Origin of the sequence: Streptomyces sp. ISL-87 (assembly GCF_018614095.1) — a bacterium.
GTDB lineage: Bacteria > Actinomycetota > Actinomycetes > Streptomycetales > Streptomycetaceae > Streptomyces.
Map to the genome: position 1 here is coordinate 12,585 of NZ_JAGGOY010000120.1, position 18,040 is coordinate 30,624.

General features: G+C 72.6%; 17 protein-coding genes. 9 read left to right on the forward strand and 8 right to left on the reverse strand.

What is annotated here, in order from left to right; all coding sequences use genetic code 11:
* The first annotated feature begins 33 nt into the window (after positions 1–33).
* The gene (locus J7I97_RS34530) at positions 34–1,536 is read left to right on the forward strand and encodes a trehalose-6-phosphate synthase (protein WP_214943439.1); all 1,503 of its coding nucleotides are present in this window, start codon (positions 34–36) and stop codon (positions 1,534–1,536) included.
* Positions 1,537–1,611: 75 nt separating this feature from the next.
* Here the strand turns inward: J7I97_RS34530 and otsB are convergent, their stop codons facing one another.
* The 3 genes from otsB to J7I97_RS34545 form a co-directional block, all read right to left on the reverse strand.
* On the reverse strand, positions 1,612–2,460 hold the full coding sequence (otsB, locus tag J7I97_RS34535) for a trehalose-phosphatase (protein WP_214943442.1): 849 nt from the start codon (positions 2,458–2,460) through the stop codon (positions 1,612–1,614).
* A gap of 141 nt (positions 2,461–2,601) precedes the next feature.
* Complete coding sequence (locus J7I97_RS34540) at positions 2,602–2,838, reverse strand: DUF3263 domain-containing protein (RefSeq protein WP_214943445.1); 237 nt, start codon at positions 2,836–2,838, stop codon at positions 2,602–2,604.
* Between the two features lie 53 nt (positions 2,839–2,891).
* Complete coding sequence (locus J7I97_RS34545) at positions 2,892–4,199, reverse strand: extracellular solute-binding protein (protein ID WP_308363985.1); 1,308 nt, start codon at positions 4,197–4,199, stop codon at positions 2,892–2,894.
* Between the two features lie 188 nt (positions 4,200–4,387).
* On the opposite strand from J7I97_RS34545, the gene J7I97_RS34550 reads away from it, so the two are divergent.
* The 3 genes from J7I97_RS34550 to J7I97_RS34560 all read left to right on the forward strand — a co-directional run bounded on the left by J7I97_RS34550 (position 4,388) and on the right by J7I97_RS34560 (position 7,637).
* A complete protein-coding gene (locus tag J7I97_RS34550; RefSeq protein WP_214943480.1) occupies positions 4,388–5,320 on the forward strand; it encodes an ROK family protein in 933 nt (310 codons plus the stop codon).
* Positions 5,320–6,522, forward strand: coding sequence for an N-acetylglucosamine-6-phosphate deacetylase (nagA, locus tag J7I97_RS34555; RefSeq protein WP_214943451.1), 1,203 nt, complete (start codon positions 5,320–5,322; stop codon positions 6,520–6,522). Before J7I97_RS34550 ends, nagA begins: the two co-directional genes overlap by 1 nt.
* 188 nt (positions 6,523–6,710) lie before the next feature.
* Positions 6,711–7,637, forward strand: coding sequence for a 1-phosphofructokinase family hexose kinase (locus J7I97_RS34560; protein WP_214943454.1), 927 nt, complete (start codon positions 6,711–6,713; stop codon positions 7,635–7,637).
* Positions 7,638–7,641: 4 nt separating this feature from the next.
* Here the strand turns inward: J7I97_RS34560 and J7I97_RS34565 are convergent, their stop codons facing one another.
* Both J7I97_RS34565 and cdgB read right to left on the reverse strand, forming a co-directional pair.
* Positions 7,642–8,670 (reverse strand): CBM35 domain-containing protein, encoded by a 1,029-nt coding sequence (locus J7I97_RS34565; RefSeq protein WP_214943457.1) that lies wholly within the window; start codon positions 8,668–8,670, stop codon positions 7,642–7,644.
* 68 nt (positions 8,671–8,738) lie between these two features.
* On the reverse strand, positions 8,739–10,448 hold the full coding sequence (gene cdgB, locus J7I97_RS34570; RefSeq protein WP_214943460.1) for a diguanylate cyclase CdgB: 1,710 nt from the start codon (positions 10,446–10,448) through the stop codon (positions 8,739–8,741).
* Positions 10,449–10,750: 302 nt separating this feature from the next.
* Here cdgB and J7I97_RS34575 point away from each other — a divergent pair, with 302 nt between their 5' ends.
* Positions 10,751–11,332: a flavin reductase family protein gene (locus tag J7I97_RS34575; RefSeq protein WP_308369351.1), complete on the forward strand. Its 582-nt coding sequence runs from the start codon at positions 10,751–10,753 to the stop codon at positions 11,330–11,332.
* 231 nt (positions 11,333–11,563) lie between these two features.
* On the opposite strand, the gene arfB is transcribed toward J7I97_RS34575, so the two are convergent.
* The gene (gene arfB / locus J7I97_RS34580; protein WP_214943466.1) at positions 11,564–11,989 is read right to left on the reverse strand and encodes an alternative ribosome rescue aminoacyl-tRNA hydrolase ArfB; all 426 of its coding nucleotides are present in this window, start codon (positions 11,987–11,989) and stop codon (positions 11,564–11,566) included.
* A 150-nt stretch (positions 11,990–12,139) separates the two neighbouring features.
* On the opposite strand from arfB, the gene J7I97_RS34585 reads away from it, so the two are divergent.
* Complete coding sequence (locus J7I97_RS34585) at positions 12,140–12,715, forward strand: TerD family protein (protein ID WP_030009238.1); 576 nt, start codon at positions 12,140–12,142, stop codon at positions 12,713–12,715.
* A gap of 79 nt (positions 12,716–12,794) precedes the next feature.
* Positions 12,795–13,310, forward strand: a complete 516-nt coding sequence (locus tag J7I97_RS34590) for a GNAT family N-acetyltransferase (protein WP_214943469.1) — start codon at positions 12,795–12,797, stop codon at positions 13,308–13,310.
* Between the two features lie 94 nt (positions 13,311–13,404).
* Here the strand turns inward: J7I97_RS34590 and J7I97_RS34595 are convergent, their stop codons facing one another.
* Together J7I97_RS34595 and J7I97_RS34600 are read right to left on the reverse strand one after the other, a co-directional pair.
* Positions 13,405–14,832: a M1 family metallopeptidase gene (locus J7I97_RS34595; RefSeq protein ID WP_214943472.1), complete on the reverse strand. Its 1,428-nt coding sequence runs from the start codon at positions 14,830–14,832 to the stop codon at positions 13,405–13,407.
* Positions 14,833–14,966: 134 nt separating this feature from the next.
* The gene (locus J7I97_RS34600; protein ID WP_214943474.1) at positions 14,967–15,530 is read right to left on the reverse strand and encodes a heme-binding protein; all 564 of its coding nucleotides are present in this window, start codon (positions 15,528–15,530) and stop codon (positions 14,967–14,969) included.
* Between the two features lie 396 nt (positions 15,531–15,926).
* Between J7I97_RS34600 and J7I97_RS34605 the strand changes: the two genes are divergently transcribed.
* On the forward strand, positions 15,927–17,075 hold the full coding sequence (locus tag J7I97_RS34605; RefSeq protein ID WP_214943482.1) for a sensor histidine kinase: 1,149 nt from the start codon (positions 15,927–15,929) through the stop codon (positions 17,073–17,075).
* Positions 17,072–17,695, forward strand: a complete 624-nt coding sequence (locus tag J7I97_RS34610) for a response regulator transcription factor (protein WP_214943477.1) — start codon at positions 17,072–17,074, stop codon at positions 17,693–17,695. Before J7I97_RS34605 ends, J7I97_RS34610 begins: the two co-directional genes overlap by 4 nt.
* Positions 17,696–18,040 lie beyond the last annotated feature (345 nt).

The window sequence follows — 18,040 nt, forward strand, 5'->3', positions numbered from 1 at the left end:
TTGAGGGGGTCCGGCCCGGGCTAGGTTCGCCGCATGGCCTCTGCTCCCGCTTCCGCCGATTCTGCTTCTGCCTCTGCTCCTGCTGCTCAGGTGCTCGTCGCGGCGAACCGCGGCCCGCTCTCGTACGCCCTCGCCCCCGACGGCACGCTCAGCGCCCGGCGCGGCGGGGGCGGCCTCGTCTCCGGCCTCTCCGCGGCCCTGGCGCGGCAGCCGGAGGCGGTGTGGATCTGCGCGGCGCTGTCCGAGGCGGACCGGGAGGCGGTCCGGCGTGGCGTCTCCGAACCTGGTGTCCGGATGCTGGACATCGATCCCACGGTGTACGACGACGCGTACAACGGCATCGCGAACTCGGTGCTGTGGTTCACGCACCACCACCTGTACGACATCCCGCGCGAGCCGGTCTTCGACGCGGAGTTCCGGCGGCGGTGGGAGTCGTACGTCGCGTACAACCAGGCCTTCGCGCTGGCCCTGGCGCAGGAGGCGGGCGAGGGCGCGGCGGTGCTGGTGCAGGACTACCACCTGGCGCTGGTGCCGGGTGCGCTCCGCGAACTGCGCCCCGACCTGCGGATCAGCCACTTCACGCACACGCCGTGGGCGTCGCCGGAGTTCCTGGGCATGCTGCCTGGCGACATCCGGCGGCAGCTGATGTGGGGGATGCTCGGGGCGGACGTGGTGGGCTTCCACACCTGGGCGTGGGCGCACAGCTTCATGGCCGGGGCGCACCTGGACGACGAGCGGGGCACCGCCACGCCGGTGTCCGGCTCGGTGACCGCCCCGGGGGAGCAGTACATCCGCAAGACCCCGCTCGGCCCGGTGCGGCACAGTCGGACGGACGTGGCCGTGTACCCGCTGGGCGTGGACGGGGACGAACTGCGCGCGCTGGCGCACCGGCCGGAGGTGAACGACAGGCTGGCGGCGCTGCGGGCGGAGGTCGGGGACCTCAAGACGATCGTCCGGGTGGACCGGACGGAGCTGTCGAAGAACATCCTGCGGGGCCTACGGGCGTACCGGGAGCTCCTGACGGCGCATCCCGAGTGGCGCGGCCGGGTGGTCCACCTGGCCTCGGCCTACCCCTCCCGCCAGGATCTGGCGGTGTACCGCCGCTACACGGAGTCGGTCCGGGAGCTGGCGGCGAAGATCAACGAGGAGTTCGGCACGGAGGACTGGCAGCCGGTCCTGGTCTCGGTGGAGGACAACTTCACGCGCTCCCTGGCGGCGTACCGGCTGGCGGACGTGGCGCTGGTGAACCCGGTGCGGGACGGGATGAACCTGGTGGCGAAGGAGATCCCGGTGGTCTCGGACGCGGGGTGCGCCCTGGTCCTGTCGACGGGGGCGGGGGCGTACGAGGAGCTCGGCGCGGACGCGATCACGGTGAACCCGTACGACGTGACGGAGACGGCCGAAGCGCTCCACGCGGCGCTGTCCCTCCCCGCCACCGAGCGCGCGGAACGCACCAAACGCCTGGCCGCCTCCGCGACGTCCCTCCCCCCGTCCCAGTGGTTCACGGCCCAACTGGCCGCCCTGCAGGCCGGATAACCCCCGCCGGCCGCCCTCTGCCGCGCGGCGCGGAGGGCGGCTGTCAGGCGGGGAGGCGGTCAGGCGGTCAGGCGGTCAGGCGGGGAGGGCTTCGGCCAAGGACGACAGGAAGGTGACCACCTCGGACGGGCCGGACAGGACGATGTCGGCGCGGGAGGCGAGTTCCGGGACCTCCGCCGAGCCGCTGCACACCAGCAGGCCCGGAAGGCCGTCCGTCCGGAGCTTCTCCACCGCCGCGTACGCCGCGAGGTCACCCAGGTCGTCCCCCGCGTACAACACCGCCTCCGCGCCCGTCTCCGCCAGGTATTCCGTCAGGGCGACGCCCTTGTCCATGCCGGGGGGCCGGAGTTCCAGCACCGCCCGGCCCGGCTCCACCATCAGGCCGTGCCGCGCCGCCAGTTCGGCCAGCGGTCCACGCAGGGCCGCGAAGGCCGCCGCGGGGTCCTCCGCCCGCCGGGTGTGGACGGCCAGCGCCCGGCCCTTCTCCTCGATCCACGTCCCGCGCCACGCGCCGATCCCGTCCAGGAACCCCGGCAGCTCCGCGCGTACCGCCGCCACCCCGGGGTGCTCGGCCGGCGCGTGGACGAGCCCGCTGACCGCGTCCCACCGCTCGGCCCCGTAGTGGCCCAGGACCACCAGGTGTTCGAGACCGGGGACCCCCGCGAAGCCCCCGTAGCGGACCGCGACCCCGGCGGGCCGACCGGTGATCACCGCCACCGACGCGACGCCGGGCGCGAGCGCGGAGAGGGCCGGGACCGCCCCCGGGTGGGCCCGCGCCTGGTCGGGGTCGGGCACGATCTCGGCGAGGGTGCCGTCGAAGTCGAGGGCGACCACGGAGCGGCGGGGTATCCGGAGCAGGGCTTCGAGTCCCTCGCGTCCGGCGGTGGTAACGGGCATCGGCAGGCGGTGCGGATGGCTCCCCATACGGACGACCCTAACGGCCCCGCCCCCCGACGGCTACGGCGCGTGCCACGGCCACAGAAGCCCCGCGAATCCGTGCCACCGCCAGACCCGTGCCGGGCCACCGCCGGGCAACCGCCGGGCCACCGCCAGGCCCGTGCCGCGCTACCGCCGGGCCCGCTGCGCCTCGCGGATTCTGCGGAGGCGGTTCACCGTGCCCGGCGCGTGCGCCAGGGCCCGGGGATCGTCCATGAGTGCGTTGAGCAGCTGGTAGTACCGGACCGGGGTCAGCCCCAGCCCCTCCCGTATCGCGCGCTCCTTGGCCCCGGGCCCGGGCCAGGTGCGCCCCTCGTACGCGAGCACCGCGGCCTCGGTGGCCGTCAGCTGCCCCTCGTCCGTCATACCGCCAGATTAACGCCGCCCACTGACACCCATCCGGCGGGCCTCAGCGGGCCTCAGTGGTCTCCGTCCGCCCCCCGCGCCGACGTCGCGATGTCGTTCAGGACCTTCGCCGGCTGGCCCCCCGGCTGCACGGCCTTGCCGATGTTCGTCTTCACGTCCTCGCTCACGCCCGCCCAGGACTTCTTGCCCACCGGGTACAGCCGCGCGTTCGGCAGCGCCGCCAGGAAGGTCTTCAGCTGCGTCGCCGCGCCCCCGGTGCTGGCGTCCATCGCGCGGTAGCCGCTCGTCGTCACCGGCAGCAGGTCGTACATGTTCGTGAAGGCGGTCACGTTCTTCGACTCGTACAGGTAGTCCAGGAACTTCCCGGACTCCTTGCGGTGCCCGTTCTTGAAGGCCATCACCCAGTCGGCGACGCCCATCGCCGAGTGGTCGGTCCCGTCCGCCGTCGGCATCGGCACCATGCCGAACTTCACGCCCTTGTCCGCCGCCTGCTTCAGCAGCGTCGGGTGGCCGTTGAGCATGCCGACCTCGCCCCGCGTGAACGCGTCGAAGGCGGCCTGCCGGTCCAGCTTGGCCGGCTCCACCGGCCCGGTCAGCCCCTGTCCGACCATCTTGTCCCGCAGGAACTCGAAGGTCTTGACGTTCTCGGCGGAGTCGATGGCGTACGACTCCTCGTTGTCGGTGTAGCCGCCGCCACCCGACAGCATCCACATCATCGTCTCGGCCTGCGCCTCCTCGCGGCCCAGCGGCAGCGCGAAGGGGGTGGGGACGCCGGCGCCCTTGAGCTTCTTGGCCGCGGCCTCCAGCTCCGTCCAGCTCTTCGGCCGCCAGCCGCCGCCCTTGCCGTCCTTCGCGATGACGCCCGCGTCCGCCAGCAGCTTCTCGTTGTAGAAGAGCAGCCGGGTGCTCGCCACGAACGGCATCCCGTACTGGACCCGCTTGACCTTGCCCGCGTCCGCGAGCGGAGCGAGGAAGTCGGCCTCGGTCTGTACGGAGAGCAGCTCGTCCGCCGTGTACAGCTTGCCCGCCTCCGCGTAATCGGCGTAGGCGCCGATCTGTGCGATGTCAGGGGCCTTGCCGGCCTTCACCAGCTGGGCGACCTTGGCGTCGACCTCCGACCAGGAGTAGACGCTCACCTCGACGTTGACCCCGGGGTGGTCCTTCTCGAAGTCCTTGGCGAGGTTCTTCCAGTAGGTCGCGGAGGAGTTCTGGGGATTGTCCCCGTAGTCGGCCGCCACGACCCGGAGGGTCACCTCGTTGTCCCCGGTGAGGTCCGACAGGCTTCCGCAGCCGGTCAGCGTCACGGCAGTCAGGCACAGTGCGGCGCCCGACGCGGCCAGGCTCAGGTAACGGCCCTTCACAGTTCTCGATCCACCCCTTGTTGTACGTACGATCCACGTAAGGTCTACACCACTTTGGCGGCTCGTCCACATCCGGCCCGGCACCGCGCCCGGACCCGGGTCCCGATTTTGTATGGCGGCTCAACAATCCCCTCCAATGGACTAGACCTTTCCCCGTCGAGCACGCGAGACTGTCCCCTGTGAAACCCGTGAAACACGTCATCGCCCTCGATGTGGGCGGCACCGGGATGAAGGCCGCCCTCATCGCCGAGGACGGCACCCTGCTGCACCAGGCGCGCCGCGCCACCGGCCGCGAGCGGGGCCCCGAGGCCGTCGTCGAGACGATCCAGGCCTTCGCCGCCGAACTCCTGGCCCTCGGCCGGGAGCGCTTCGCGGCGCCCGCCTCCGCCGCCGGAGTCGCCGTCCCGGGCATCGTCGACGCCGAGAACGGGATCGCCGTCTACGCGGCGAACCTGGGCTGGCGCGACGTCCCCCTGCGCGAGCTGCTCGGCGAACGCCTCGGCGGCATCCCGGTGGCCCTCGGGCACGACGTCCGCACGGGCGGGCTCGCCGAAGGCCGCATCGGCGCCGGCCGCGGAGCCGACCGGTTCCTGTTCGTCCCGCTCGGCACCGGCATCGCGGGCGCCATCGGGATCGCGGGCCGCATCGAGGCCGGAGCGCACGGCTACGCGGGCGAGATCGGGCACATCGTGGTACGCCCCGGCGGCCCCGCCTGCGGCTGCGGCCAGCACGGCTGCCTGGAGACCCTGGCGTCCGCGTCCGCCGTCAGCCGCGCCTGGGCGGCCGCCTCGGGCGACCCCGGGGCGGACGCCGCGGACTGCGCCAAGGCCGTCGAGAACGGCGACCCACGCGCCCGCCAGGTGTGGCACGCCGCCATCGACGCGCTCGCCGACGGCCTGGTCACCGCCATCACCCTGCTGGACCCCCGCACGCTGATCATCGGTGGCGGGCTGGCCGAGGCGGGGGAAGCCTTGTTCACACCACTTCGGACGGCCGTGGAGGAGCGCGTGACGTTCCAGCGGCTGCCCGAGATCGTTCCGGCGGCCCTCGGGGACACCGCCGGATGCCTGGGCGCAGGGCTGCTCGCCTGGGACCTACTCGCCACGGAGGTACCTGCCTGATGTCCGGAAGCGCGCACAGCACTGTTCTCTCCGGCGCCAAGGTGGTGTTGCCCACCGGGATCGTCGCGGGCGGCCGGGTCATCGTCGAAGGCGACCGCATCGCCGGCAGCGCCCACGAGGGCGCGACCGTCCTCGACGTGTCCGGGTCCGGGGCGGGGTCGGGCAGCGGGGCCGGCGCGGGAGGCGGGTACTGGATCGTCCCCGGGTTCGTGGACATGCACAACCACGGCGGCGGTGGCGCCTCCTTCACCTCCGGCACCGCCGAGGAGGTCCTCAAGGGCGTACGCACCCACCGCGAGCACGGCACCACCACGCTCGTCGCCTCCACCGTCACCGGCGAACTGGACGAGCTGGCCCGCCGCGCCGGCCTCCTCGCCGAGCTCACCCAGCAGGGCGAGATCGCGGGCATCCACTTCGAGGGCCCCTTCATCAACCCCTGCCGCAAGGGCGCCCACAAGGAGGACCTGCTCCGCGACCCCGACCCGGCCGAGGTCCGCAAGCTGGTCGACGCCGCGCACGGCTGCGCCCGCATGGTCACCCTCGCCACCGAGCTGCCGGGCGGCCTGGACTCCGTACGGCTGCTGGCCGAACACGGGGTCATCGCCGCGATCGGCCACACGGACTCCACGTACGACCAGACGCGCCAGGCCATCGACGCGGGCGCGACCGTGGCCACCCACCTCTACAACGCGATGCCGGGCCTGGAACACCGCGCTCCGGGCCCGATCGCCGCGCTGCTGGAGGACGAGCGGGTTACCGTCGAGCTGATCAACGACGGCACCCATCTGCACCCGGCGATGCTGGAGCTGGCCTTCCACCACGCGGGCGCGCACCGCGTGGCGCTGATCACCGACGCGATGGACGCGGCCGGCTTCGGCGACGGCATCTACCACCTCGGCCCGCTGGAGGTCGAGGTCAAGCAGGGCGTGGCGCGGCTCGTCGAGGGCGGCTCGATCGCCGGCTCGACGCTGACCCTGGACACCGCGTTCAAGCGGTCGGTGACGGTGGACCGGCTGCCCGTCGAATCCGTGGTCCAGGCGATCTCCGCCAATCCCGCCAAGCTGCTCGGCCTGTACGGCGAGGTCGGCTCGCTGGAACCCGGCAAGTACGCCGACCTGGTCGTCCTCGACGCCGACTTCGAGCTCAAGGGCGTGATGCGGCGCGGCGAATGGATCGTCAGCCCCTTCGAGGCGCGGCGCTGAGCCGAGCGGCGCTGAGCTGAGCGGCGCTGAGCGGCGCTGAGCGGCGCTGAGCGGCGCTGAGCTGAGCCGATCGGCTGATCGGCTGATCGGCTGATCCACCGTAAATGGGAAGGCGGTCGGCCCGGAGGACTGGGCCGGCCGCCTTCGGTTTGGCATGATCCCGGCACACACCGAGACCCGGGGCTTCCATGATCCTTACCGTGACGCTCAACACCGCACTCGACGTCACCTACCGCGTACCGCGGCTGCGCCCGCACTCCTCCCACCGGGTCACCGAGGCCACCGAACGGCCCGGCGGCAAGGGCGTCAACGTGGCCCGGGTGCTGGCCGCCCTCGGCCACGAGGTCACCGCGACGGGCTTCGCGGGCGGCCCGGCGGGCTCCGTCGTACGGGAGCTCCTCGCCGACTCCCCCGGCGTGGTGGACGCCCTGGTCCCCTGCGCGGGCGGCACCCGCCGCACCGTGGCCGTCGTCGACGCGGCCTCCGGCGACACCACGCAGTTCAACGAACCCGGCCCGCTGATCACGGCGGCCGAGTGGTCCGCGTTCCTCACCCGCTACGAGGGCCTGCTGGCCGGGGCCTGCGCGGTAGCCCTGTGCGGCAGTCTCCCGCCCGGCGTGCCGGTGGGCGCCTACGCGGTACTCGTACGGCTGGCCCGCGCGGCCGGCGTCCCGGCCCTGCTGGACGCCAGCGGCGAGGCGCTGCGCCGCGGGGTCGCCGCCCGCCCCGAAATGATCAAGCCGAACGCCGCCGAGCTCGCCGAGCTGACCGGATCCCGCGACCCGCTGCCCGCCACCCGCGACGCCCGCCGCCGGGGCGCCCACGCGGTGGTCACCTCCCTCGGCCCGGACGGCCTGCTCGCCGCCACCCCCCAGGGCACCTGGCAGGCGGCCCCGCCCCGCACCCTGTCGGGCAACCCGACCGGAGCCGGTGACTCCGCGGTCGCGGGGCTGCTGTCGGCGCTCACGGAGGGCCTGGACTGGCCGGCCCGCCTGATCCGCGCCGTAGCCCTCTCGGCGGCCACGGTGCACGCCCCGGCGGCGGGAGAATTCGACCCCCGCACCTACGAGGAGGTACGGGGGTCGGTGAAGGTGACGGCCACTCAGGCCGGTTAGCGCCTCAGCCCGCTTCGAGCCAGAGCTGGTCGAGGTTGACCTCGCACTGGTTGCCGGCCTCGCACGAGATCTTGATCGTGTTCGAGCCCTGCTTGAGCTGCACGCTCGACCAGGTGTTGGTCCAGCCCTTGTCCCACTCGCCCGGCTTGGCGTTCGAGAAGTTCTTCATGTTGATCGGCCGGGTCTGCACCTCGCCGTTGATGGTCAGCGTGGTGCTGGCGTCCTTGCCCGGCACCCCGTAGGTCATCTTCAGCTTGTACGAACCCGCCTTGGGGACGTCCAGGGTCCATGTCGCCGCCGCGCCGAGCGCGTTCAGGCCGCCGACGTACTGGCCGCCCGCGCTCTTCGCGCCGGCCACCGTGTTCTGCAGGGCCGCGCCGCCCGTCAGCGACATGCCCGAACCGGCGAAGTCCGCCTTCGGCAGCGGCTCCTGCGAGGGCTCCGCGGAAGCGCTCGGCTTCGGGGAGCCGGAGTTCTTCGGGGCGGTGGACGTCTGGCCCTGGTTGCCCGCCTGGTTCTTGCCGTCCTTGCCCTTGTCCTTGTCGCCGAAGGCCAGGGCCGCGCCGATGCCGATCGCGACCGCGGCGACCACCGCGACGGCCGCGATGAGCATGCCTCGGCGGCTGGAGCCACCGCCGCCGCCGTGCCCGCCCGGCGCCGGGACCTGCTGGGTCTGGTGCTGCGACTGCGGCGGGACGCCGTAGCCGCCCGCCTGGAGCGCCTCGGGGGCCTGGTACTGGGCCTGGTAGGACGCGGGCTGCTGCGCGGGGCTCTGCTGGTGGGGCAGGGGGCCGCGCTGGCCGCCGTACGTCCGCTCACCGACCGTACGCACCTGGTTGTACGAGGTACGGGGGACGCCTGGCTGCGCACCGGGCTGACCGCCGACCGTCGGGCCTGGGTAGCCGTATCCGCCGCCCTGCGCGGGCGGGGTGGCTCCGGCGGCCTGGCCGTCCGCGTAGAGGTAGCCGAACGGGTCATCGTCCTCGGGCTTGTTCGCCCCACCGTGCGGGCCGTTGTTCGCGGGCGTCGTCATCGCAGGTCACTCCTTTCGACCCCCGGGAGCCTACCCCGAACATGTGCACAAAGGAGCGTCCGATCACCTCAGCCCGCCCTGCGGTGCGCCTTCGACCGGGACCGCTTCTCGATGTACATCCGCTGGTCGGCGGAGCGCAGCACCTCGTCCGCCGACATCCCGCAGCTGGCCCAGCTGATTCCGAAACTCGCCCCCACGCGCACCGCGCGGCCGTCCACCCGGATCGGCGGGATGATCGCGTTGCGCAGCCGTACGGCGAGATCGGCGGCGTCCGCGGCGCCCAGCCCGTCGGCGAGGACGACGAACTCGTCACCGCCCAGCCGGGCGACCGTGTCACCGTCCCTGACGCAGGTCGTCAGCCGCCGGGCCACCTCGATCAGGACCGCGTCGCCCGTGTGGTGCCCGAACCGGTCGTTGATCGACTTGAACCCGTCGAGGTCGCAGAAGAGCACCGCGAGCCCCTTCGTACCGTCGTCGATGTCCGTCGAAGGCGCCACGGTGTGCACGTGGTGGTCATAGGCGCCGCCCGCCGCGCCGTCCCCGGGCGGTCCGGCGACGGCCGGCGCCCCGGGCCCGCCGGGGAACTCGAAGGGGTCGGGGAATCCGTCGGGCTGAAAGCCGTGCTCTCCGGCACCACCCCCCTCGCCCCGTCCCTCGAAGGCCGCGTCCAGGGCCTCCACGGCCGTGGCGCGCACGGACTGCGGCCGCCTGCACAGCCGGGCGCCGAGGCGGGCCCGTAGCTCGGCGCTGTTGGGCAGGCCGGTCAGCGAGTCGTGGCTGGCCCGGTGCGCGAGCTGGAGCTCGTGCCGCTTGCGCTCCTCGATGTCCTCGACGTGCGTGAGCAGGAAACGCGGCCCGTCGGCGGCGTCCGCGACCACGGAATTGCGCAGCGAGACCCATACGTACGTACCGTCGCGCCGCCCCAGCCGAAGCTCGGCCCGGCCGCCCTCGGCGGAGGTCCGCAGCAGGGTCCCGATGTCCTCGGGGTGGACGAGGTCGGAGAACGAATAACGGCGCAGGACCGACGCGGGCCGCCCCAGCAGCCGGCACAGCGCGTCGTTGGTCCGCAGCAGCCGGCCGTGCTGGTCCCCGCCCATCTCGGCGATGGCCATACCGCTGGGCGCGTACTCGAAGGCCTGCCGGAAGGACTCCTCGCTGGCCCGCAGCGCCTGCTGCTCACGCTCCAGCCGGACCAGGGCGCGCTGCATGTTCGCGCGCAGCCGTGCGTTGCTGATCGCAATCGCCGCCTGGAAGGCGTACATCTGGAGCGCCTCGCGGCCCCACGCCCCGGGGCGGCGTCCGTTCCGCGGCCTGTCCACCGAAATGACACCCAGAAGTTCCCCGCCGGACGCGTACATGGGCGCGTAGAGCCGGTCCTCGGGATGCCACTCGTCCTCGAACCGCGGATCGGGGCCCTCGGTGTGCCACTGCGGTACGTCGTCCTCCAGCAGGACCCATCCCTCGGTGTGCGGGATGAAGCGGAGCCCGTCCCAGCACTCGCCCATCGTCAGGCGGCGTTCCCAGGAGTTACGGGAGCCGACGCGGCCGGTGATGAGCGCTTCGGCCGCGGGGTCGCCGGCGAAGGCGGCGACGACGAGATCACCGTCGGGACGTACGAGGTTGACACAGGCGAGTTCGTAGCCGAGCCCCACGACGATGCCGTCCACGACGGTCTGCAGAGTGTCCGCCAGGCTCCTGGCCGTGTTGAGTTCGGCCACCACCTGGTGCAGCTGCCGCAGGGTCGCAAGACGGACGTACGGCTCCGACTCGGTCTCCATTGCTCGCTCTCCCCGAGACCTCGACAGCAACTCCAGGTTTGTCATCGGCGTTTCGTTGCGGTGTCCCGTCCACTGAATCACAGTGAGCTGCACGGCAGGTACACAGGGTCAACAAATCTTGCTCTCTGTGACTTAAGTCACATGAGATGAATAACGGTGCGCGATATGCCTTGCGCGGACTGGGAGCGCTCCCTCTCATTCCCGGGAGCAAACGCTACGCCCGGGCCTAGGCCAAGGGGCGGGGACACGACTCGGACCAGGGCCCGATGTGCGGCAAAGGGGGCGAGACTAGCGTTCCGAGGGTGCCGAATACGACCCTAGTACCCAGCCCCGTACCCACGCTCGCCTCCGCGACCCCTCATTCTGATGGGGTGAGCAACGACGAGTTCCGGGCGGCGATGTCCCGGCTGGCGGCCGGTGTGTGCCTGATCACCGCGCAGGAGCCCCCTTTGACGGACGACGGCCGGCGCGGCGAGGACGTCGGTATGACGGCGACCGCGTTCATGTCCGTGTCCCTGGACCCGCCGCTGGTCCTGGTGAGCCTGCGCGAGGGCTCCCGGATGGACGACCTGCTGGAGGAACAGCCGCTGTGGGCGGTGTCGGTCCTCGCGGACAGCCAGCTCCAGGTGGCGGGCCGCTTCGCGATGAAGGGCCGGATCAGCGACCGCCTGTTGTTCGAGGGCATCCCCTACGTCCGCGGCGAGCTCTCAGGAGCCCCGCTCCTGACGGACTCCCTGGCCACGCTGGAATGCCGCACGGAATCCCGCGTGGAGGCGGGCGACCACACCCTGGTCATCGGCCGCGTCCTGACGGCGGCCCTCCCCACCCCGGACACCCCACCCCTGACGTACTTCCGCGGCCGCTACCGCCACCTGGCCCCGTGAGCCGAATCCAGCCGTCCAACTCCAGCCGCTGATTCCCGCCCCGCCGGCGTTCGAGGCGCGGGGTTTGGGGCGCGGGGTTTGGGGCGCGGGGTTTGGGGCGCGGGGTTTGGGGCGCGGGGTTTGGGGCGCGGGGTCCGGGGCGGAGCCCGCCACGGCGGCCCGCAGGCCCCAGGTTCGTCCAGCCCCGTCGGCGTTTGAGGCGCGGGGCCCCGAGGGCGGCGACGCCCCCGGCTACCAGTCCCGCCCGGTCCGCCCCCGCTTGGTCTCGCCCCGGGCCTTCTTCTCCCGCAGCCGCCGCTCGTTGATGCCCCGGGGAATCTTCGTGGCCCTCCGGGCCTTCGGCGGCGGAGCAGTCGCCTCCGCCAGCAGCGAGGCGAGCCGGACCAACGCCATCTCCCGGTTACGGAACTGCGAGCGGTGCTCGGACGCCTTCACCGTCACCACCCCGTCCACCAGCCGGGACGCGAGCCGCTCCAGCGCCCGCTCCTTCCACACCTCCGGCAACGCCTTGGTCGCCGCCACGTCGAACAGCAGCTCCACCCTCGAGTCCGAGGTGTTCACATGCTGCCCACCCGGCCCGGAGGACCGCGAGAACCGCCACGTGAGCTCGCCCTCGGGCAGCACGACCGAACCGCGGATGACATAGGGACCAGGCATGCCCCCTATGATCGGCCCCCATCCGGCCGCCGTCACCCTCATTTCAAGTGGAAACGCCCTGGAACCCATCGCCCCCCTCCCCGCGTTATGACAGTCAGCGGTAACTTGGCCACATCTCGCGGTCATGACGAGGAAGGGACACCAGTCAAAATGGCAGTAAGCCTGTCCAAGGGCGGCAACGTCTCGCTTTCGAAGGAGGCCCCCGGCCTCGCGGCCGTCACGGTCGGCCTCGGCTGGGACGTCCGTACGACGACCGGTGTCGACTTCGACCTGGACGCGTCCGCCATCGCGGTCAACCCCACCGGCAAGGTCGTCTCCGACGGCCACTTCGTCTTCTTCAACAACAAGTCGACGCCGGACCAGACCATCGTCCACACCGGTGACAACCGCACCGGCGAGGGCGCGGGCGACGACGAGGCCATCAACGTCAACCTCGCCGGCCTCCCGGCCGATGTCGACAAGATCGTCTTCCCGGTCTCCATCTACGACGCCGAGGCCCGCAGCCAGAACTTCGGCCAGGTCCGCAACGCGTACATCCGCGTCGTGAACCAGGCTGGCGGCGCCGAGATCGCCCGCTACGACCTCTCCGAGGACGCCGCGACCGAGACCGCCATGGTCTTCGGCGAGCTCTACCGCAACGGCGCCGAGTGGAAGTTCCGCGCGGTCGGCCAGGGCTACGCCTCCGGCCTCACCGGTATCGCGCAGGACTTCGGCGTCAACGTCTGAGTCCGAGCCCGGCGGACACCACCGCAGGCGAAGCCCCCTCCCAGCCGTCCGGGGAGGGGGCTTCGCTACCGTTCGGCTGGTGATTCTCCAACCGCTCGTCCCCGTGGACGGCGCCCTACCGGGCCCCGTCCTCACCGAAATCGCCACGCTCTACGCGACCAACCACGCGTTCTTCGAGCTCACCGGCGATTTCCCCGACCCGGCCCGCATCACGGTCGAACAGGTCGCGGCAGCCCTCGCCGACGAACTCGCACACGAGGGCGCCCAGGTACTGATGGCGCGTTCCGCCGGCCGCCTGGTCGGCCTGGCCGCCACCCTCGACCGGCACCCGGACCCCGCCTCCGGCGACCCGGACCCGTGGATCGGGCTGCTGCTCATCGACGCCACGGCGCACCGCGAGGGCTACGGCCGCACCGTGGCCGCCCTCGTCGAGGACCGCTTCCGCGCCGCGGGACGCACGGGCGTACGGCTCGCCGTACTCGACAACAACCCCAAGGGCCTCGCGTTCTGGCAGGCCCAGGGCTACGAAACCCTGCGCCACGCCGAGGACCTCGAGCTGCGACGCCCCTGTACGGTCCTCCGTAAGCCCCTCTGAGCCCGCAGGCCGGCCGGCTGACCGCAGGCCGGCGGCTACCCCTTGGGCGGCCGGATACCCCTTGGGCGGCCCGGCTGCCCCTTGGGGCGGCCGGCTAGCCCTTGGGGCGGCCTTCCCCGTACAACCACACGTCCCAGACCTTCTTCAGGTCGTGCCCGGTCTTCGCCTCCGCGTAGGCGGTGAAGTCGGCCGTACTCGCGCTCCCGTGCCGGTGGTCGGCGGCCCAGCCGCGCACCAGGGCGAGGAACTTCTCGTCGCCCACCTCCTGGCGGATCCGGTGCAGGACCATCGCCCCGCGGTAGTACACCGGGTTCCCGGAGAGGTGCTCGGGCCCGGGCGGGGCGGCGGGCGGGAAGGCGTCCCAGTCGGAGGCGGCGTCCCTGTCCACCTCGGTGTCACCGGCGAGGAACGCCTCGAAGTGCTTCTGTGCGCTGACCCCGCCGTGATCCTCTTCCCACAGCCACTCGGCGTACGTCGCGAAGCCCTCGTTGAGCCACATGTCCTTCCAGGACTTCGGCGACACCGAGTTGCCGAACCACTGGTGGGCGAGCTCGTGCAGGACGAGCTCCTCCTCGGCGGGCGCGCCGGGGAAAACGGGTTTGGTCTGCGTCTCCAGCGCGTAGGTGAGGGTCTCGCCGGGCAGCACGATCGCACCGGCCGTGGAGAAGGGGTACGGCCCGAACTTCGCGCTCCCCCAGTCGACCATCTCCGGCAGCCGCGCCAGCGGGGCCGCGCTCTTCGCCGCCTCGCCGGGCGACACGGCGTTGTAGAGCGGGACCCCGGACGCGGTCCGCCCGGTCGTCACCTTGAACTTGCCGATCGCGGCTGTGGCCAGGTAGCTCGCCATCGGCTCGGGGCTGTGCCACACGAACTCGGTCTGCCCGTCGGCGGTCTCGGTGCGGGAGCGCAACTCCCCGTTCGACACCGCCTCGTAGCCCTTGGGGACGGTCAGCGTGATGTCGTAGGTGGCCTTGTCGCTGGGGTGGTGGTTACCGGGGAACCAGGCCATCGACCCGACCGGCTCGCCGACCCCGACCGCGCCGTCCTTCATCGCGATCCAGCCCTCCTTGGCGCCGTCCGCATCCGCGACCGCCTTCGGCTTGCCGCTGTAGTCGACCTCCGTACGGAAGACCTCGCCCTTCTTCAGGTCCTCGGCCGGACGCACCGTCAGCTCATTGCCGGTGCGGTTGTACCTGGCCCCCTCGCCCTGCACGGTCACGCCCTCGACGCGGAGCCCGCTGAGGTCGAGGTTGAAGGAGCTGAGCCCCTGGCCGGCGCGGGCGGTGATGACGGCCGTGGCGTTCAACTCCCCGTCGGCGGGGTCGTAGTCGAGGTCCAGCTCGTAGTGCTCGACCTGGTAGCCGCCGTTGCCGGCCTTGGGGAAGTACGGATCCCGCAGCCCCGACGCACCCGGCCGCCCCTGCACCGTGCCGCCCGTACACCCTGTGGCGAGGGCGAGGGCGAGCAGAGCGGCGAGGGCGGGGACAGGGGCGGCGAGGCGGGAGAGCGCGCGGTGATCCACGCGCCCGATCCTATGCGGGGCGGGCGCCGCCGACCGGTCCCTGAGCCTAGGTTGGCCGACGAACGCCCCACGCTGACTACCTGCCCACTACCCGCCCACTACCTGCCCACTGCCTGTCCACTGCTACCTGTCCGCTACTCGGCCAGGGCCTCGACCCCGGCCTTCGCGAACTTCTCGTCCAGGTCACCGCTCGGGGCGCCGGCCACGCCGATGCCGGCGACCGGGGCGCCCTTGGCCTGCACCGGAGCGCCGCCGCCGAGGAAGAGGGTGCCGGGGATGTCCTTCAGGTTCGGGGTCTGCGCCAGGCGGCCCACGAGCACGGAGGTCGGGGCGTTCCAGGACACGGCGGTGAAGGCCTTGCGCTGCGCCGACTCGTAGGACTGCGGGCCCGCGCCGTCGCCGCGCAGGGTGACGATGGTGTTGCCGTTGCGGTCCACGACCGCGACCGTCACCTTCTGGCCCTCCTTCTCGGCGGCCTCCAGCGCGGCCTGGGCGGCGCGGGCGGCTGCGTCGACGGTCAGGTGGGTCGTGGTGGTGAAGTTCTTGCCGTCGGCCTGGTTCGCCGGGGCGGATTCGGCCTGCGCGCCGGACTCGGCCTGCCCACCGGGGGCGGCGCTGGCGCTGACGGCACCGAAGGTCCCGGCGCCGAGCACGACGGCAAGGGCGGTACCGGTGAGAACGCGGGTGCGGGTGTTCATGTCTGCTCCTGAGTGCGTCGGCGTCTTTTGCTGATCCAAGCCTCGGCCCGAATCCCCCGCCCACCCGTCCCCGTACCGGCTCGCGACGGCCACCGCACCGGTTGACCCGAGGGTCAACCGATCGGCTGATGCGCACCGGGCACCCGCCCCGCTTGGCTGGTCAGCACACCACCGGCCCGGCCACTCCAGCTCCGCCGGACACTCCAGCCCCGCCGGCGTTTGAGGCGCGGGGTCTGGGGCGGAGCCCCAGCAACGGCGCCGCACCGGCACGCCACACTTCCAAGCGCCGCAGGCACCCGCACCCGGCAGGATGAACGTACGCACCACCCACCCCAGGAGCACCCCGTGAGCCACCCCCCGCTACGGAAGGCCGAGACCCGCGCCCTGGCCGCCGTCATGCACACGGCGTTCTTCCTGCTCCTCGGCGCCTCACTGGCCCGCTTCCTCCTCCGCCACCCCGGCGAACCCCGCACCCCGTGGATCATCACCCTCAGCATCACCCTGGCCCTGCTGTACGTACTCGGCCCCACCCTCGGCGCCCTCGGCGCCCTCGGCGCCCTCGGCGCCGCGCCCGCGCCGACCCTGCGGCGGCTGCTGTGGCTCGGCCTGGTCGTCGCCACCTGGGTGGTGCTGGTCGTCCTCGCCCCGAGCTTTGCCTGGTGCGCGGTACCGCTCTTCTACACGACCCTGCGCACCCTCCCCCCGCGCGCGGCCATCGTCCTCGTCGCCCTCCTCACCGTCTTCGTGGTGATCGCCCAGCTCCAGCTCGCCACCGCCTTCGACCCGAACCTGCTGCTGGCCCCGCCGGCCGTCGCGGCCCTCGCCACCGCGGTTTTCGTCCACATGGAGCGCCAGGCGCAGGCACAGCGCGATCTGATCGACGACCTGATCCGGACCCGCCGGGAGCTCGCCGCCACCGAACGCCGCGAAGGCACCCTCGCCGAACGGCAGCGGCTGTCCATGGAGATCCACGACACCCTGGCCCAGCACCTCTCCAGCCAGCAGATGCTGCTCCAGGCCGCCGACCGCACCTGGGACAGCGACCCAGCCACCGCCCGCGCGCATGTCCGTACCGCCACCGACATCACCGCGCGCGGCCTCGCCGAGGCCCGCCGGCTCGTCCACGACCTGGCCCCGCCCGAACTGGAAGGCGGCGCCGGCCTCGCAGACGCCCTGCGCACCCTGGACGCCGACCCGCACATCGCGGTCCGCTTCCACCTCGAAGGCACGCCCACCCCGCTCCCGGACCGCGTCCAGTCCGCGCTCCTGCGCATAGCGCAGGGCGCCCTGGCCAACATCCGCGAACACTCGGGCGCCCACACCGCCGCTCTCACGCTGAGCTTCCTGGGCGACCAGGTGGTCCTGGACATCGCCGACGACGGCCACGGCTTCACCGAGCCCCGCGCCACCCCCGCGGACCGCGGCCACGGCCTGCCCGCGATGCGCGCCCGCATCCGCCAGCTCGGCGGCACCCTCACTGTCGAATCCACCGCAGGCGAAGGCGCGGTCCTCTCGGCGGCCATCCCCCTGGAGCACCAACCATGACGACCATCCTCCTCTGCGACGACCACGCGGTGGTCCGCGCCGGCCTGCTGGCCCTGCTGGGCAGCGAGCCGGACATCGAGGTCCTCGGCGAAGCCGGAAGCGGCGAGGAGGCGGTCGCCCTCGCGGCCAGACTCCACCCCGATGTCGTCCTGATGGACCTCCAGCTGGGCGAGGGCATCGACGGCGTCGAGGCCATCCGCCGCATCACCGCCGCCGGCGAAAACCCGCCCCACGTCCTGGTCCTCACCACCTACGACACGGACGCCGACATCACCCGGGCCATCGGCGCGGGCGCCACCGGCTACCTCCTCAAGGCGGAACGCCCGGAGGAACTCTTCGCCGCGATCCACGCGGCGGCGGCGGGCCGCACCACCCTCTCCCCACCGGTGGCCAGCCGCGTCATGGCCCGCATGCGCGGCACCCGCCCCACCCTGACGGACCGCGAGCTGGACATCCTGAGCCAACTGGCCCGCGGCCTCGGCAACCGTGACATCGCCCGCGCGCTCTTCATCAGCGAGGCCACGGTAAAAACCCACCTGGGCCGCATCTACGACAAACTCGGCGTAGACACCCGCGCGGGCGCCGTCGCGATAGCCAAGGAACAACGCCTCCTCCCCTAACGGGCCCGGGCAGCCGGAGCGCCAGGCAGCCAGGAGGCCGGACCACCGGAACGCTGGGGCGGCGGGCAGCGGAGCAGCTGGACGCCGCGACGCCGGAGCTCCGGGCCACCAGGCCACCGGGCAGAGCCCCACCCTTCTCCCGCCCCCGGCCGCGCTCGGACCGCGGGAGCGCCCCTTCCAGCCCCGTCGTTAGGGGCGCCCCATCCAGCCCCGCCGGCGTTTNNGCGGCCCCGCGCAGCGGCCCCCAGCACGCCCACGCCCGCACCGCGACCCTCCCGGCAGCCGCCAACCTCAACGGCGCTCCTCAGCCCGCAGCCCGGCCGGGCCGCCACCGCCACCGCCACC